This window comes from Streptomyces sp. NPDC050534 (assembly GCF_044457745.1).
GTDB lineage: Bacteria > Actinomycetota > Actinomycetes > Streptomycetales > Streptomycetaceae > Streptomyces.
In genome coordinates, this window is the sequence record NZ_JBITHF010000002.1 from 509747 (window position 1) to 525357 (window position 15611).

Here is a 15611-nt window from a genome sequence, read left to right on the forward strand (position 1 = left end):
CTCGCGGGTGCCGCCCGGCGGCCGGTGCTCAGGCCACGGTCTGCTGGACGTACGGCACCAACTGCACAGGTCCGACAAGGCCGTACGCCTGCCGGGCCGCCGTGCCGAACACCGCCGGGTTGCTGACCCGCAGCCGGTTGAACAGCGGTGTGGCCACCTCGATCTCCACGGTGTTGTCGCCCTTGCGCAGGCGGCCGCCGAGGTCCACCACGGGGTTCACGCGGTCGACCGGGTCGAGCCGGACGCCGTTGACGGTGACCCGGCAGGTGTCGGTGACGCTGCCGAGCTTCAGCAGCGCGCCGTTCGCCGGGGACCAGGTCTCCGGCAGGGCGACCGTGGTCCGGTAGGTGCCGATGCCGCCGACGTCGGCCAGCTCCGGGATCTGCGACCAGGGCGGCAGGGCGTCCAGGGCGAGGGTGTGCCGGACCACCTCGGTGCCGGTGGCGTCGGCGCCGGGCTGCCAGTCGTCGACCGAGAGCGTCCACGTGCCGGGCGTGACGGCCGCGGGTACGTCGGCGACCTTCGTGATGACCTTGCGCCCGGTGGACAGCGTGGTGGTGAAGGTGCCGGCCGCGAAGGCACGCACGGCCGGCGAACCGTCCGCGAACACCACGCTGTCCGCGTCGGTCGCCACGGCGTGCGGACGGTTCCCGTCGCGGTCCCCGAACAGCGCCGGGCGGCCCAGCGCGACCACCATCGTCTCGCCCGGCTGCAACGTCACCCGGAACGTGAACGCGGCGCCGTCCCGGGTGTATTGGGCGAGCCGGGTGACCCGCCCGGACCACGGGTCCAGCAGATACGGCACCGTGTCCGCACCCGTGCACACCGTGGCGCGCAGCGTCACGTCGTGGTCGATGGCGGCGACGGCGGGCTTGACGGTCTCCGCGTGCTTGCCGTTGCACAGGTAGTAGAAGTCGGCGTCGCCGGTGGCCCGGTGGGCGTTCAGGAGCGTCGAGGACACGGAGTAGGTGACGTCGGAGGTCACGCCGAGTTCCGCGAACGCCGCGCCGACCAAGGTCTTGTCGGTGACCTTGCGGACGTTCGGCAGCGCCAGCAACTGGGCCGTCAGCGACCGCAGTTCGTCGGTCTCGCCGCCGTCCGGGACGCCCGGCGTCAGGGCCTGGTCGAAGGCGCCGAGCAGCACGGTGGGCAGGCCGGCGCGCGCGAACTTCAGCAGCTTGCGGGCGTCGTCCACGGCCAGCGTGGGCGTGGAGCCGTAGAAGAAGTCGCCTTCCAGGAACAGGGCCTTGTAGGCCGGACCGTCCGGGGCGAGCCGCTTGCCGGAGACCCTGGCGCTCGGCAGGTCGAGCAGCGGGCCGCTGAGGAACTGGTGGGTCCAGCCGAGCGGGACGCCGGTCGAGGTCAGCCAGGACGCCCCGATGCCGGTCGCGGAGTAGCCGGTCTGCCGGAAGACCGCGACGTCCGCGCGGACGGTGCCCGACTGGAGCACCCGCTGGACCCGGCCGATGTAGCCCGCCACGTCGGCCACATGGTGCCAGGTGGGCTGCCTCGGTCCCCACGACTCGCCGTACCCGGGCGCCCCGCCGTACGGGCTGAACGCGGCGAACCCGGGCCAGCCGGCCCCGGGCGTGGTGGCGTAGGAGAAGCCGTGGATCACCGTCTGGTTGACGCCCGCCGCGTACGCCCCGCCCATGGTGCGCAGGAACTTGTCCCAGGTGGTGTTGTAGGCGCCGCCGGCGTAGGCCCCCGACTCGCAGGACAGCACGCGGCTGCCCGCCATGTCCCGGCCGCCGGCCAGGCAGCGGAAGTCGTCGAGGTTCTTGAAGCCGAGCGACTCGCCCTCGGGGATGTCGAGCAGGGCCGCCGAGGCGATGGCGTCGGTCTGCAGGCCGTACGGCTGCGAACGCAGCTTCATGCCGTGACCGTGGGCCCACGCCTTCAGCGCGCCGAGGTGGTGCTCGTTGAACAGGCCCGAGACGGTCTCCCAGAAGTCGTGCCGGATCTCCTGGGTGAGCCGTGCCTCGAAGGCGAAGATCTGGTTGCTGCTGTCGAGGATCACGGCGGGCAGATACGGCAGCAGGTCGCGTCCGGTGTGCGCGCGGAAGGCGGCGGGCAGCCCCGGCGTCCACTGCAGGCCCTTGGTCTCCAGCTCCACGGAGTCCTCGAAGAAGGCGCCGCCCGCCGCCGTCAGGAGCCTGCGCAGCGTGGCGTCGAGGATCGTGGCGTCCCAGTACCGGGTGACGGCGGCGGTGCCGGCCGCGCTGAAGTGGTCGACCACGTAGGCGGCGGGGGAGGAGTGCGGTCCCGCCTCGGGCTGCTGGCCGGAGCCGCGCTGCCAGTACGACAGGACCACCCAGGTCGCCGAGTCGGGCGGGGTCCAGCTCAGGCTGCCGCCGGACACCCGGCCGGTCAGGTCGGTGACGCTGTCGGCGTCCAGGCCGGTGGCCTTGCCGCTGGAGTAGGTGGTGTTGACGCGGGCCGCCTGCACCGCGAACAGCTTCTGCACGGTGACGCCGGAGGCCGCCGCGTGGACGGGGGCGGGCACCGGGCCGTCGAAGGCGGCGCCGCCGGTCAACGTGGCCTTGCCGTAGGCGAGTTCCTTGATCGCGGCCTCGTCGTCCGGGGTGACGCCCGGCACGGCCACCGGCCAGCTCGGGCCGAGGGTGAGGTCGACGGTCAGCCCGCGTCTCGCGGCCTGTCTCAGCGCGGCCTTCACGCCGTCGCGCCAGGGGGCGCTGCCCCACCCGTGGTGGGCGGTGTCCAGCACGGAGGTGTCGGTCACGCTGTGGTGCACGGCCGCTATCTCCGCGCCGCCGAAGCCCGCGTCGGCCATTTGGTCGATCTCCCGGGCGATCTCGGCCGGGTCCACCAGACCGTCCGGCCACCACCAGCGGAACTTCGGCCGTACCGCCTTCGCGGGTGCGGCGAACCAGCTCGCCGTGGGGGCCTCTCCGGCCGAGGCGGCGGTCCGTGCGGAGGAGGCGGCGGCGCTCGCCGCCGGGCCGAGCGCCGCGAGAACGCCGGTCGACAGACCGGCCGCAAGCACGGACCGCCGTGTCATGCCGCCACGGCGCGGGTGGGTTTCGTGCATGGTTCAGCCCCAAGTGGTCACGGGTGAGCGGGTATTGAATCGTTTCAAACACCATGAACTCGGGAACGGTAAATCGGCGCGCCGATGAAGGTCAATAGGGGCGACAACGATTCAAAGGGTTGACTCCGGCGCGTCAGCTCTTACGGATGCTCTTCCGGGTCCGCAGCGTGGCCGCCGCCAGGGCGAGGGCCGCCAGCGCGACGGCCGTCGCCACCCGGAACGCGAGCCGGTACCCCTCCGCCGTGGCCGGAACCAGCTCCGCGCCGTGGCCGAGCAGCCCGTCGGTGCGGCTCGCCGCCAGGGTGCTCAGGACCGCCAGGCCCAGCGAACCGCCCACCACCTGCGTGGTGTTGAAGAGCCCGGACGCCAGCCCCGCGTCCTCCTCCCGGGCGCCCGACATGGCGAGCTGGGTCAGCGGAGGCATGGCGGCGGCGAACCCGGCGGCCAGCAGGAGCATCGGCGGCAGCACGTCGGTGACGTAGGAGCCGTCGTCGGGGGCCCGGCTCAGCAGCGCCATGCCGCCCGAGATCAGCACGAGCCCGGCCAGGAGCACCCGGTACGCCCCGAAGCGGCCGATCGAGCGCGCGGACAGGCCCATCATCAGAAGGCCGATCGCCACGGGGGCCGGCAGGAAGGCGAGGCCGGTGGTCAACTCGTCGAACCCCAGCACGCGTTGGAGGTAGAGCGCGCCGATGAACTGGAAGCCGTACATCGTCGCGATCATCAGGATCTGCACGGTGTTGGCGCCGGTGAGCAGCCGGGAACGGAACAGCCTCGGCCGCAGCAGCGGGCTGGCGGCGCGTGCCTGGCGGACGGCGAACGCCGCGAAGAGGGCGACGGCGAGCAGTGCGAGGAGCAGCGTCGTGGTGGTGCCGCGGCCGCCGGAGCCGACGATGACGTAGACCGTCAGCATCAGCGCACCGGTGACCAGCGCCGCCCCCGGATAGTCGGCGCCGTCGCGGAGCCCGGCGCCGCGCTCCGGTGCGAGGACCCGGACCGCCGCCAGCCAGGCGGCGATGCCGATCGGCAGGTTGATCAGGAAGATCCAGTGCCAGCTCAGCAGTTGGGTGAGCGCGCCGCCGAGGAACGTGCCGAGGGTCGCGCCCCCCGCGCCGACCGCGCTGAACACCGCGATGGCGCGGGCCTGTTCGCGCGGCTCGGGGAACAGCGCCACCAGCATGCCGAGCACCACCGCCGAGGCCATCGCCCCGCCGGCGCCCTGCACGGCCCGCGCGGCGATCAGCAGAGCCTGGCTGTTCGCCGTGCCGCACAGCACGGACGCCGCGGTGAAGACGGCGAGCCCGGCCGTGAACATCCGCTTGCGGCCCAGCAGATCGCCCAGCCGTCCGACCAGCAGGAGCAGCCCGCCGAACGGGATCAGATAGGCGTTCACGACCCAGGCGAGGCCCGCCCGGCTGAAGCCGAGGTCGTTCTGCATGGCCGGCATGGCCACCGTCACGATGGAGCCGTCCAGAATCGTCATCAGCGCCCCCGCGCACAGGACGATGAGGGATGCCCAGCGGGAGTACGTCCGCCCCGGCGCTCTCACCGGGGACTCGGTCAGGGTGGACATGGCTGCACGGCCTCCGCGTTCTCTACGGACTCAAGTCGTGTCCTTGGTGCACGACTTGTAACGGGGAACATCGTGAGTGACCATGAGGGGGTGAGGTAAGGAGGCAGTCCGATGTCCCAGAGGAACACCGGTGTAACCGTCCAGGTGGTGAACGCGGACGCCTGCCCGGTCCGCGAAGTTCTTGACAGGGTGGCCGGCAAATGGAGCGTCCAGATCCTCGTCGCGGCGGCCCACGGGCCCATCCGCTTCACCGAGTTGGAGCGCAGCATCGAGGGCATCAGCCGCCGCATGCTGACGCTCACCCTGCGCAATCTGGAGCGCGACGGCCTCGTCACCCGCACCGTCCACCCGACGGTCCCGCCGAAGGTGGAGTACGAACTCACGCCGGTGGCCCGTGATTTGCACGAGACCCTGCAGCGGCTGACCGACTGGGCCGAGCGCAACCGTGTCTACATCGCCGAGGCGCGTGCGGCCTACGACGAGGAGCACCGGCCCGAGTCGGCCGACATCTGACCTCCGCAGGCCGACGTGTGACGTTCACCGGCCGGGGTGCGGGCGGCCGGGGTGCGGGGTGCGGGCGGCCGGGGTGCGCAAGTCGCCGGCCGGCCCCGCCGGTCAGAGCCCGAACAGGCTTGGGTCGCTCGCCAGCTCCTTGAAGTACTCCTGCGGTTCGGGGAGCAGCCGCCGCTCCTTGAGGTCCATCAGGCCGCCGACCGCGGTGATCTCGGCCGCCACCGTGCCGTCCGCCTTGCGGATCGTCTGCTCCATGCGGAACGTCTTGCGCTCGCCCCACAGGAAGGCGCACGTCACCTCGACCTCGTCGCCCGCGAGCAGCTCCCGCCGGTAGCGGACGGTGGTCTCCAGCGCCACCGGGCCGACGCCTCTGCCTATCAGCTCCGCCTGGCCTATCCCCGCCGCACGCAGCAGCGACCAGCGGGCGTGCTCCGCGTAGTTGAGGTACACGGCCTGGTTGAGGTGGCCCTGGACGTCGGTCTCGTATCCGCGGACGGTCACCGGGACGGAAAACGGCTCGCTCACTGCGTTCCCTTCTCGTACGGGAGTCTGGTGCCTGCTGCGACGATCACTGATCTTGGCATGCTCATCATGTCCGGCGGGGCGATGCCAGCAGATAGCGCGTTCCGGTGCGCGGCTCCGCGTACTCGCCCGTCTGCCAGCCCGCCCGCTCCAGTGTCGCCGCGCAGGCCCGCCGTGCCTCGGCCGACGGTTCGTGGACGGCGACGGCCTCCGGCTGCGGGGTGGCACGCACCCGGTAGCCGTCCGCCCCCTCCGGCCCGGCAGGGCGGTGGCCGGCCGCCTCCAGGGCGAGCGCGGCGGCCTGCACCAGATGCGTGCGCTCCCAGCCGCACGGCCGCTCCGTGGACCCGTCCGGATGGGTCATCCGGCGCAGCTCCAGCAGGCCCTGCCAGGCACTGTGCACCTCACGCGCGCGGGCGGGCCCGCTCTTCGGCGCCTGCTCCTCGCCGCCGACGCGCGCGGTGAACACGCCCGCGGTGGCCGCAGGCGGCTCGGGCTCCGCCGGTGCCTCCGCCTCGGCAGCGGACTCCCGTATCCGGTGCCCTGCCGGCGTCAGAAAGTGGTCGTGCGGCGGGCGCGGATGCCGGAACGCGAGCCCCCGCTTGACCAGCGCCGCAAGCTGCGACTCCGTACCCCGCAGCCGCCCGGTGACGGGATCGGCGGTGTCGATCACGCGCCGCTGAGCGGCGGTGGGCGGTCGCGTCACGGCGTGTTCCTTTCCCCTGGCAGGTCTCGTCCTGGGCCGCCGCACCGGCTGTGACCGGCCCATTCGAAGACTACGACCCGGGTCTGACATTCCACGCCGCGATCACAGGCCGCCCGTGCTCCGTCCCCAGCCGGCCCAGCGTGCCGGTGGCCAGCTGGAACAGCGCCCCGCCCGACGCCGGCAGCCCGAGCCGCCGGGCCGTCAGCACCCGCAGGAAATGGCCGTGGGCCACGAGCACCACGCAGCCCTCGGTGTTGGCGAGCGCCGCGTCGACCTTCGCCAGCACGCGGTCGGCGCGCTCGCCGACCTGATCCGGGGTCTCCCCGGGGTGCTCCGGCGGGCCCGGCGCCACCCCGTCCGTGAACAGGAACCAGTCGGGCCGGGTGCGGTGGATCTCGTTGGTGGTGATCCCCTCGTAGCCGCCGTAGTCCCATTCCTGCAGGTCCGCGTCGATCCGCACGTCCTGGAGCCCGATCAGCTCCGCGGTCTCCCGCGCCCGCTGCAACGGGCTGCAGAACGCCGCCCCGATCCGGTGCGAGCGGATCAGCGGCACCAGCTGCCGCGCCTCCTGGCGCCCGCGCTCGGTCAGCGGAACGTCGCTCCGGCCGGTGTGCCGCCCGGACCGCGACCACTCGGTCTCGCCGTGCCGGACGAGAAAGACGTCACCCATGCCCCTCACCCTTCCGTTCGGCCCGGCCAGGAGCTGCCGGGCCGTCCCAGGCCCTCCCCGCACCGTGTCACACGGTGGTCGCCGCCCGCAGGACGGACTCCGCCAGACGGCCGTTCTCGGGGGAGGCACCGACGCCCGAGGGGAAGGCGAAACGGCGCCGCGTGTAGGCGTACGCCACCCCGCTCGCCGGGTCGGCGAAGCCGAGCGAGCCCGCCGCGCCGCTGTGCCCGAAGCAGTCCTCGCCGAGGAAGGGGTGGCGGCCGGCGAGGTACTCGAAACCCAGCCCGAAGTGGTCGTCGCCGCCGGTCACCAGGTCCGGTCCCGGCGTCCGCAGCCCTCCGAACAGGGCGACCGTCTCCCGGGTGAGGAGCGGCGCCCTGCCGCCCACCGTGCTGATCGCGGCGGCGTACATCCCGGCCACCCCGCGCGCGTTGCCCACCCCGCCCAGGGACGCCGGGCCCAGCGCCCGCACCCGGGGGTCGTTCCCGAGGACGACGAGGTCGGTCGGCTCAGGGGCGCTCCGGTTGAAGGCCACGAACGGGATGCTGCCCGGGGCCGACGCCCGCGCGGCCAGCGCCTGCGCCTCCTGCGGCGTGGGAAGCAGCGGCCGCACTTCCCGCCAGAGCGGCTCCAGCTCCTCGGGGAGGCCGAGGTGGAAGTCCAGTCCGTACGGCGCCCGGACGCGCTCCTCGTACAGCTCCTGGATCGAGCGCCCGGTCACGCGGCGCACCACCTCGCCGGTGAGCGCACCGATCACGAACGCGTGGTATCCGTACCCGACGCCGGCCTCCCACAGCGGTCTCTGCCCGGCCAGACGCGCCGCGACCAGCCGGTCGTCGGCCAACTCGGCTGTGGTGAAGCCGCCGTCGGGGATGCCGACCAGTCCCGCCCGGTGCTCCAGCAGCTCCCGCAGGGTCAGCCGGTCCTTGCCCTCCGCCGCGAACTCGGGCCAGTACGCGGCCACTTCGCGGTCGAGGTCGAGCACCCCCTCCTGCACCAGGAGCGCGACGACCAGATGCGCGGCGCCTTTCGCGATGGAGAAGAGACTGGTCAGCGAGTTCCCGCTGATCCCCTCCCCGGCCCACAGGTCGACCACCCGCCGTCCGTGGTGGTAGGCCACCAGCTGTGCTCCGGGCTCGTCCCGCTCCCCGGCGAGGAAGGCGGCGAACTCCTCACGCACACCCTCGAATCCGTCGGTCACCGTTCCCTGTACGTCCTGCGACACGCGAGCCCCCAGCCGATGATCGGATACGGAATCCACCAACAAGGGGGCAGGGGCAGGGAATTCCCGCCGCCTCACGCAGTGACAGGTGATCGCTACTGCCGGTACCCGCCGAGGAACCGCCCGATCCGGCCGATCGCCGCCTCCAGGTCGTCGGCGTAGGGGAGGGTGAGGATGCGGAAGTGGTCCGGGGCGGGCCAGTTGAAACCGGTGCCCTGGACGACCTGGATCTTCTCCCGGAGCAGCAGGTCCAGGACGAACTTCTCGTCGTCGTGGATCTTGTGGACCTTGGGGTCGATGCGCGGGAAGGCGTACAGCGCGCCCTTCGGCTTCACGCACGACACTCCGGGGATCTCGTTGAGCTTCTCCCAGGCCACGGTGCGCTGTTCGTGCAACCGCCCGCCGGGCGCGGTCAGTTCGCGGATGGACTGGCGGCCGCCGAGCGCGGCCTGGATGGCGTACTGCGCCGGGGCGTTGGCGCACAGCCGCATGGAGGCCAGCATGGTCAGGCCCTCCAGATAGCTGCGCGCGTGCTGCTTGGGGCCGGTCACCACCAGCCAGCCCGAGCGGAAGCCGGCCACCCGGTACGTCTTGGACAGCCCGCAGAAGGTGAGGACGACCAGGTCGGGGGCGAGGGCCGCGGCCGAGTGGTGGACGGCGTCGTCGTAGAGGACCTGGTCGTAGATCTCGTCGGCGAAGACCATCAGGCCGTGGCGGCGGGCGAGGTCGAGGATGCCCTCGACGACCTCCTTGGGGTAGACCGCGCCGGTGGGGTTGTTCGGGTTGATGATGACCACGGCCTTGGTCCGGTCCGTGATCTTCGACGCCATGTCCGCCAGGTCCGGGTACCACTCGGCCTGTTCGTCGCACAGGTAGTGGACCGCCTTGCCGCCGGCGAGGGTCGTCACCGCGGTCCACAGGGGGAAGTCCGGTGCGGGCACGAGGACTTCGTCGCCGTCCTCGACCAGCGCCTGTACGGCCATGGAGACCAGCTCGGACACGCCGTTGCCGAGGAAGACGTCGTCGACGCCGACCTGGAGGCCGAGGGCCTGGTAGCGCTGGGCGACCGCCCGGCGGGCGGAGAGGACACCGCGGGAGTCCGTGTATCCATGCGCCTGCGGCAGCATCCGGATCATGTCCTGGAGGATCTCCTCCGGCGCCTCGAAACCGAAGAGTGCCGGGTTGCCGGTGTTCAGGCGCAGCACGCTGTGGCCCGCCTCCTCCAGCGCGTTGGCGTGCTCGATCACCGGGCCGCGGATCTCGTAACAGACCTCGCTGAGCTTGTTCGACTGCCGGAACTCCATTGCGCCCCTCCGGTATCTGGTGTTGCTTGGTTTTACCAAGTGAGTGCTTGGAAAGTCCAATGACATGTCTAGACTGCGTCGCATGTCACGACGCCGAAGCTACGACCAGTACTGTTCCGCGGCCCGCGCCCTCGATCTGGTCGGTGACCGCTGGACCCTGCTGATCGTCCGCGAGCTGCTGGCCGGGCCCCGCCGCTACACCGATCTGCACGCGGACCTGCCGGGCGTGAGCACGGACGTACTCGCCTCCCGGCTGAAGGACATGGAGCGGGACGGCCTGGCGACCAGGCGCCGGCTGCCGCCGCCGGGCGCGGCCTATGTCTACGAACTCACCTCCCGGGGAAGGGAGTTGCTGCCCGTGCTCCAGGCGCTCGGGACATGGGGCGAGGCCGAGCTGGGGGAGCGGCGGCCGACGGACGCCCTGCGCGCCCACTGGTTCGCGCTCCCGCTGCTGCGCTCGCTGGAGGGGGAGGGGCTCGTCGAAGTCCGGCTGGAGGAAGGCGACTTCCATCTGCACGTCGGCGCCGCGGACGGGCCGGTGTACGGCGACGGGCCCGCTCCCCGCGAGCCCGACGCGCGGCTGGTCCTGGACGCCGGGACCTGCGCGGCGGTCGGCCGGGGGGAGTTGGGCCTCACCGACGCGGTACGGGACGGGCGCGTCACGGTGACGGGCGAGGGCACCTTGGCGAAGGCGCTCCGGGAGGCATGAGCAGCCGGGAGGCGTGAGAAAGGCCCGCCGCGGGTCGGTGCGGCGGGCCTTTCGGCGAACTCTGCGGCTCTCGGGAAACCGTCAGGCGCCCGGAGGCATCCGCGAAGGACGGCCGGACCCCCGCGTCAGCGCGTATCCGCCGATGCCCGCGAGCGCGGCCAGCACCGCGCCCAGCGCGGTCCACACCCAGCGGTCGGACCACCAGCCGGACGTCCAGCCGTCGCCGGGCTCGACGCTCGACAGCACCGCGGCCTTGGACGAATCACCGTCGCTCGCCTCGGACTTGGACGTCACGGCGATCCCCGGCACCAGGGGCTTCGCCAGCGAGCCGTCGACCGCCGCCGAGCCGCCGATGTCCTTGGAGTCGACCTGCACCGAGGCGGCGATCGGCTGCCCCAGGTCGGCCGTCGCCAGGTTCACCGCGGTCAGCCGGACGTAGTACGTGCCCGGCAGCGGGTCGTTGGCCCACTCCTCGGACCAGGAGCGCACGGTACGCAGCGTGCAGGCCAGGTCGACCGAGGCCGCGCCCTGTGCAGCGGTGCGCGTCTGCGCCCCGTACTGGCAGGACTGACGGCGGCGCAGGCCGTCGTACACGTCGATCTGCCAGGTCTGCGCCGCGTGCGCGTCCGGCAGCTTCACCGTCGCCTTGACGGTGGGGCGCCGGCCGGCGTCGGCGGGGAACGACCAGTACAGGTAGTCGCCGGTCGAGGCGCTCGCCGTGGCCTGCTGTCCCTGCTCGATCTCGGCCGCCGTACGGAAGGACGTTCCCGCCGTGGTCGGCGCGGAGCCGTCGCCGGACGCGCTCGGCGACGGCGAGGAGTCGGCGGCGGCCGGCGTGACGGCCAGCGCGAACATCAGCGCGGCCGCGCTCAACACATGGGTGATCCGCATCAGTTGGTCCTCCAGACCGCGACCCGCCAGCGCGACACCCAGCCCCAGACCAGACCGGCGAGGAAGCCGGTCAGCACCAGGACGCCGAGCAGCCACCAGCCGCGGCCGAGGCCGAAGGAGGCCACGTCGCCCGCCTGCGACGGGCCGCCGACCACGTCCACGGTCAGCTCGAGGGGCAGGCCCGGCGTGGTCTTCACACCGGACGCCGCGGAGAAGGAGTTGGTGACCTGAAGGCACACCGTCTCGGCGGGAGCACTGTCGTCGTCGCTCTCCGCCTTCGGGTAGCGCAGGCCCGTGGAGACCATGTCGGTACGGCCGTTGCCCGCCGCCTCGCCGCGGACGATCTCGCGGCCGTGCGCCGTGACGGCCTGCAGCAGCACGCCGTAGTCGGGGTTCACCGCCCGGTCGGCCGCGACGCTCACCGAGGCGCGCAGCTCTTGGCCGGGCCGCACGTCCACCTTGTACCAGCGCTGCTGCCCGAACTCCTCGCGGTCGGTGTAGAGACCGGACTTCAGGGAGGGCGCGGCGGTGCACTGCGCACCGCCCTCGGTGGCCACCGGCGTCACCACCGGGTCGGCCGCGCGGTCCACCAACTGGTTGACCTTGTCGGTCAGTTCGTCGGTGTGCTGGACCGAGGTGTAGGTGCCGCCGGTCGCCTCGGCGATGCAGCTGAGCTGCTTGCGCAGCTTGGTGTTCGGGACCAGACCGAGGGTGTCGATGGTCATGCCGATGCCCTTGGCCGCTATCTCGCGGGCCACCTCGCACGGGTCGAGCGGCGCGCAGGTGTCCTCGCCGTCGCTGATCAGCACGATCCGCTTGGAGCCGGCGTCGGTGCCGAGGTCGTCGGCCGCCTTCAGCAGGGCCGGGCCGATCGGCGTCCAGCCGGTGGGCGAGAGCGTGGCCACCGCGGTCTTCGCCTCGGTGCGGTCCAGCGTGCTGACCGGGTAGAGCTGCGCGGTGTCCTTGCAGCCCGTCCTGCGGTCCTGGCCCGGGTAGTTCGCGCCCAGCGTGCGGATGCCGAGCCGGACGTCCTCGGGCGTCGCGTCCAGCACCTCGTTGAACGCCTGCTTCGCCGCCGCCATCCGGGACCCGCCGTCGATGTCCCGGCTCCGCATGGAGCCGCTGACGTCGAGCACGAGGTCGACCTTGGGCGTGGCCTCGCCCGTGGGTTCGCCGGCGCTCGCCGCGGCCGGGAACGCGAGCCCGGCCGCCAGGGTGGCGAGCAGGGCGCACACTCCTGCCGCCAGCCGTTGTGTTCTGATCATCGGCGGATCTTATTGATCAGACGTGCCGGGCTCCAAAACGGGACGTCACCAGCCCTGATCCAGCAGGGGGTTGGGCAGCTCGGTCCACTGGTCCCCGGGCGTCCCGGGCGACATCCGCATGAGCGTCAGGGCCTTCGTGGGCAGCGGACGGCCGAGCAGCGCGGCCAGGTCGGGCGTGCGCGGCAGATCCCGTACGGCCGTCTCCAGCGCGCTCCGCAGCGCCGCCGCCGATCCCGCCGTGGCGGCGAGGGACCCCGCCACCAGCGACCCGAACAGCTTGCGCCGCAGGGTCTGTTCGTCATCCGTGACGATCCGTCCGGTCAGCTCCGGGAGCGGGACGCCGTGCCGGGCGAGGCGGGCCGGACCGACCCGGATGTCGGCGAGATCGCGGTACACCAGCCGCAGCGGGGCACCCGTGCCGGAGAGCACGACCAGGAGGTTCTGGCCGTGCGCCTCCAGCGCCACACCCAGCTCCAGCAGGCACAGTCCGACAGTGAGGGCGAGACGGGTGAAGTCGGCGAGCCAGGAGGGGGATTCGGGCAGCCCGGTGGCCGGCAGCGCGGCCACCGGCACGACCCGCTCGCCCCTGTCCGTCGCCGCGTACGTCTGCGGCGACTCCCGCACCACGGCCGCGAGGTCGGGCGAACCGGCCGTGGCCGCCCCCAGTGTGCGGGTGACGTGCAACAGCCCGTCCGTGCGCGCCGCCACCGCCTCGGCGAAGGACGACACGGTGGCCGACAGACCCACCGAGTAGACCGAGATGTCCCGTACGGAGGACGTCAGCCGGGCGCTGAGCGCGGTCTTGACGTGGCTGCCGTCCGCCAGGGCGAGGGTGCGGAGAGACATCAGGGGGTGCGCGGCGAACACCACGTCACGGGCCGCGCCCCCGCCGCCGTGCCGCTTGAGCACATGCGCCGCCTGCCACGGATGCACCGGCAGCAACAGCCGCCCCCCGTCCCGCATCGAGTCCGGCCACGCCCCGGTCACCAGGCACTCCCCGGCCCGCACCGGAACCGTGCCCAGCTCCACCACCGGCCGGTGCTCGGGCCCGTACGCCAGCTGCTCGGCGACCGAGAAACCGGGCCTGGAGCGGCAGTTGGGGTGGTAGGGATGCCCGTCGACGACGCGCTGCTCCCACTCCCAGTCGGTCACGGGCCACGCGTCCGAGGGGACCGGCTGCCCGGCCCGCGAGAGCGCCAACGACGCCACGCTGTGCCCGAGTTCGGCCGCGAAGCCGTCACCGTGCGGTACGGCGAGGTCGGTCACCAGCCGCGCCGGATGGTCGTACTCCAGGCCGTCCACGCATACGGCGGTGACGTACGCGGCGGTCGCGTACGGGTCCGCGGGCGGCCCGTGCAGCCGGCGACCGTCCGCGAGGCGCAGGGTGAGCTCCTCGCGGCCCCGCTCGCGTCCGGTGATCCACGGCAGCGGCTCGTGGGCGAGGGCCCGCCACAGCCGGGTCAGCACGGCAGCCCGGGCACCCGGCAGCTCGGTCGCGTACCGTGACAGCAGGTCCGGCCGGACCTCGGCCAGCTCGTCGGCGACCTCGGCCTCCGCGGGATGGGGACGGTGCACGGGCGGGCTCCTCGGGTACGAGTAGGGCGTCACGGACAGGGTGCGACGGCATCCATACTGATCGTCTCCGCCCTCACGGAGTTCAGGGAACGAGTGGATCGCGTGGATCTCATCCCCCCGCCGGCCGGTGACGACATCGCCGCCCGCGCCGACGCCTACGCGGCCGCACCGCTGCTCAACTGCCTCCTGCGCGAGACGGCGGAACAAGTCACGGAGTCCGGCGCCCTGCACACGTACCGGCTGCCCGGCGTGGACCGTCTGCTGCGCGTCCGCGGCACCCGGCGGCCCGCCGCCCCCGAGGTGTACGCGGCGGGCGGCTGGCACTCCGTCGGCCACACCGAGCTGGTCAAGCTGGTCGCCGAGGAACTGCGCCGCCACACCGGCCTGTCCAACCACGACCTGCCCGCCGAGATGATCGACAGCCGGGAGGCGGTGGCCGCGCTGCTCGCCGCACGCGCGCGTGCGACGGCGCCCGAGGACCCGTACCTGCGCTCCGAGCAGTCCCTCCTCACCGGCCACCCCTACCACCCGGCCCCCAAGGCGCGCGGCGGCGGGCCGGTGGCCGGCTGGCTGGCGTACGCCCCGGAGGCGTACGCCCGTTTCCCGCTGGTGCTGCTGGGCGTGCGCGAGGACACGGTCGTCGAGGAGGGCGACACCTCGGCGCTGGACGCGCTGGGGGAGGCCCCGCCCGGGTACCGGCTGCTGCCCGCGCACCCGTGGCAGCTCGACCTCGTCGGCCGGGAGCTCACGCGGGCCTTCGCGGACGGCCGGCTGGTGCGGCTGGGCACGACCGCCTTCGACGCCTGGCCGACGGCCGCGATCCGCACGCTCTACGCCCCCGATCGCGACCTGTTCCTGAAGTTCAGCCTCGACGTGCGCATCACCAACGACATCCGCCGCCTCTGGCGGCACGACCTGCGAAACCTCCGCCGGACCGACGCGGAGGTCACCGAGGCGTTCGCGGGCGGGTCCGCCGCCTGGCTGAGCGATCGCGGCTACCGCACCGCCGGCTTCGCCTTCGAGGAGCTCGCCGTCCTCGTCCGCGACGGACTGGACGGCCATCTGCTCCCCGGGGCGACCCCGCTGCTCGCCGCGGGCCTGGTGGAGGGCTTCGCGGGCAGCCCGCTGGAGACCGCACCCGACCCCGCCGCCTGGTGGGAGGCGTATCTGCGGGCGGTCGTGCCGGCGGCGCTGGCCGCCTTCGCCGGGCACGGCGTCGTCCTGGAGGCGCATCTGCAGAACACGCTGGTCGCCGTCGACGCCGACGGGCTGCCCGTACAGGCGCTGTTCCGGGACGCCGAGGGCGTGAAGCTGCTGGCGGACGTGGGCCGGGCGGCCGGCTGGGAGCGGCTCGTCTACACCCTGGTCGTCAACCACCTGACGGAGATCGCCGCCGTCCTGGCCGAACGCCACCCCGGGCTCGACCCCTGGCCCGCCGCCCGCCGCGAACTCGCCCGCCACGACCTGCCGGAGATCGCCGGGCTGCTCGCCTCGCCGACCCTCCCCGGCAAGACGAACCTGCTGCTGCGCTGGACCGGCGCGGACGGTGCCGACGCCCGCTACCTGCCGCTGCCCAACCCGCTGGCCCGGCCCCTGCCGGAGCGCTGAC

13 protein-coding genes are annotated in these 15611 nt (G+C 73.1%); 3 read left to right on the plus strand and 10 right to left on the minus strand.

Annotated features, from left to right (window positions below; genetic code table 11):
• Nucleotides 1-28: 28 nt before the first annotated feature.
• Both ACIBN2_RS07820 and ACIBN2_RS07825 read right to left on the minus strand, forming a co-directional pair.
• A complete protein-coding gene (locus tag ACIBN2_RS07820; protein WP_399133331.1) occupies nucleotides 29-3052 on the minus strand; it encodes a glycosyl hydrolase in 3024 nt (1007 codons plus the stop codon).
• Nucleotides 3053-3185: 133 nt separating this feature from the next.
• A complete protein-coding gene (locus ACIBN2_RS07825) occupies nucleotides 3186-4625 on the minus strand; it encodes an MFS transporter (RefSeq protein ID WP_399133332.1) in 1440 nt (479 codons plus the stop codon).
• 111 nt (nucleotides 4626-4736) lie between these two features.
• Here ACIBN2_RS07825 and ACIBN2_RS07830 point away from each other — a divergent pair, with 111 nt between their 5' ends.
• A complete protein-coding gene (locus ACIBN2_RS07830) occupies nucleotides 4737-5138 on the plus strand; it encodes a winged helix-turn-helix transcriptional regulator (protein WP_399133333.1) in 402 nt (133 codons plus the stop codon).
• A 102-nt stretch (nucleotides 5139-5240) separates the two neighbouring features.
• On the opposite strand, the gene ACIBN2_RS07835 is transcribed toward ACIBN2_RS07830, so the two are convergent.
• The 5 genes from ACIBN2_RS07835 to ACIBN2_RS07855 all read right to left on the minus strand — a co-directional run bounded on the left by ACIBN2_RS07835 (nucleotide 5241) and on the right by ACIBN2_RS07855 (nucleotide 9562).
• The gene (locus ACIBN2_RS07835) at nucleotides 5241-5663 is read right to left on the minus strand and encodes an acyl-CoA thioesterase (RefSeq protein ID WP_399133334.1); all 423 of its coding nucleotides are present in this window, start codon (nucleotides 5661-5663) and stop codon (nucleotides 5241-5243) included.
• Nucleotides 5664-5727: 64 nt separating this feature from the next.
• Entirely contained in the window at nucleotides 5728-6366 is a 639-nt protein-coding gene (locus ACIBN2_RS07840) for a hypothetical protein (protein WP_399133335.1), read from the minus strand.
• A 70-nt stretch (nucleotides 6367-6436) separates the two neighbouring features.
• Nucleotides 6437-7036, minus strand: coding sequence for a histidine phosphatase family protein (locus ACIBN2_RS07845; protein ID WP_399133336.1), 600 nt, complete (start codon nucleotides 7034-7036; stop codon nucleotides 6437-6439).
• Nucleotides 7037-7103: 67 nt separating this feature from the next.
• Nucleotides 7104-8261 (minus strand): serine hydrolase domain-containing protein, encoded by a 1158-nt coding sequence (locus ACIBN2_RS07850; protein ID WP_399133337.1) that lies wholly within the window; start codon nucleotides 8259-8261, stop codon nucleotides 7104-7106.
• 92 nt (nucleotides 8262-8353) lie between these two features.
• The gene (locus ACIBN2_RS07855; protein WP_399133338.1) at nucleotides 8354-9562 is read right to left on the minus strand and encodes a pyridoxal phosphate-dependent aminotransferase; all 1209 of its coding nucleotides are present in this window, start codon (nucleotides 9560-9562) and stop codon (nucleotides 8354-8356) included.
• An 82-nt stretch (nucleotides 9563-9644) separates the two neighbouring features.
• On the opposite strand from ACIBN2_RS07855, the gene ACIBN2_RS07860 reads away from it, so the two are divergent.
• The gene (locus ACIBN2_RS07860; RefSeq protein ID WP_399133339.1) at nucleotides 9645-10271 is read left to right on the plus strand and encodes a winged helix-turn-helix transcriptional regulator; all 627 of its coding nucleotides are present in this window, start codon (nucleotides 9645-9647) and stop codon (nucleotides 10269-10271) included.
• A gap of 81 nt (nucleotides 10272-10352) precedes the next feature.
• Here the strand turns inward: ACIBN2_RS07860 and ACIBN2_RS07865 are convergent, their stop codons facing one another.
• From ACIBN2_RS07865 to ACIBN2_RS07875, 3 genes are read right to left on the minus strand one after another with little or no spacing between them, the layout of a single operon-like run.
• The gene (locus ACIBN2_RS07865) at nucleotides 10353-11162 is read right to left on the minus strand and encodes a hypothetical protein (protein WP_399133340.1); all 810 of its coding nucleotides are present in this window, start codon (nucleotides 11160-11162) and stop codon (nucleotides 10353-10355) included.
• Nucleotides 11162-12427, minus strand: coding sequence for a VWA domain-containing protein (locus tag ACIBN2_RS07870; RefSeq protein ID WP_399133341.1), 1266 nt, complete (start codon nucleotides 12425-12427; stop codon nucleotides 11162-11164). The genes ACIBN2_RS07865 and ACIBN2_RS07870 overlap by 1 nt, the downstream gene beginning before the upstream one ends.
• Nucleotides 12428-12472: 45 nt before the next feature.
• Nucleotides 12473-14002, minus strand: a complete 1530-nt coding sequence (locus ACIBN2_RS07875) for an IucA/IucC family protein (RefSeq protein ID WP_399133342.1) — start codon at nucleotides 14000-14002, stop codon at nucleotides 12473-12475.
• A 93-nt stretch (nucleotides 14003-14095) separates the two neighbouring features.
• On the opposite strand from ACIBN2_RS07875, the gene ACIBN2_RS07880 reads away from it, so the two are divergent.
• The gene (locus ACIBN2_RS07880; RefSeq protein ID WP_399133343.1) at nucleotides 14096-15610 is read left to right on the plus strand and encodes an IucA/IucC family protein; all 1515 of its coding nucleotides are present in this window, start codon (nucleotides 14096-14098) and stop codon (nucleotides 15608-15610) included.
• The last annotated feature ends 1 nt before the right edge of the window (nucleotide 15611 follow it).

Coding starts and splice junctions, on each gene's coding strand:
- ACIBN2_RS07820 (WP_399133331.1), bottom strand. CDS start 3,052: ATGCACGAAACCCACCCGCGCCGTGGCGGCATGACACGGCGGTCCGTG.
- ACIBN2_RS07825 (WP_399133332.1), bottom strand. CDS start 4,625: ATGTCCACCCTGACCGAGTCCCCGGTGAGAGCGCCGGGGCGGACGTAC.
- ACIBN2_RS07830 (WP_399133333.1), top strand. CDS start 4,737: ATGTCCCAGAGGAACACCGGTGTAACCGTCCAGGTGGTGAACGCGGAC.
- ACIBN2_RS07845 (WP_399133336.1), bottom strand. CDS start 7,036: ATGGGTGACGTCTTTCTCGTCCGGCACGGCGAGACCGAGTGGTCGCGG.
- ACIBN2_RS07855 (WP_399133338.1), bottom strand. CDS start 9,562: ATGGAGTTCCGGCAGTCGAACAAGCTCAGCGAGGTCTGTTACGAGATC.
- ACIBN2_RS07860 (WP_399133339.1), top strand. CDS start 9,645: ATGTCACGACGCCGAAGCTACGACCAGTACTGTTCCGCGGCCCGCGCC.
- ACIBN2_RS07865 (WP_399133340.1), bottom strand. CDS start 11,162: ATGCGGATCACCCATGTGTTGAGCGCGGCCGCGCTGATGTTCGCGCTG.
- ACIBN2_RS07870 (WP_399133341.1), bottom strand. CDS start 12,427: ATGATCAGAACACAACGGCTGGCGGCAGGAGTGTGCGCCCTGCTCGCC.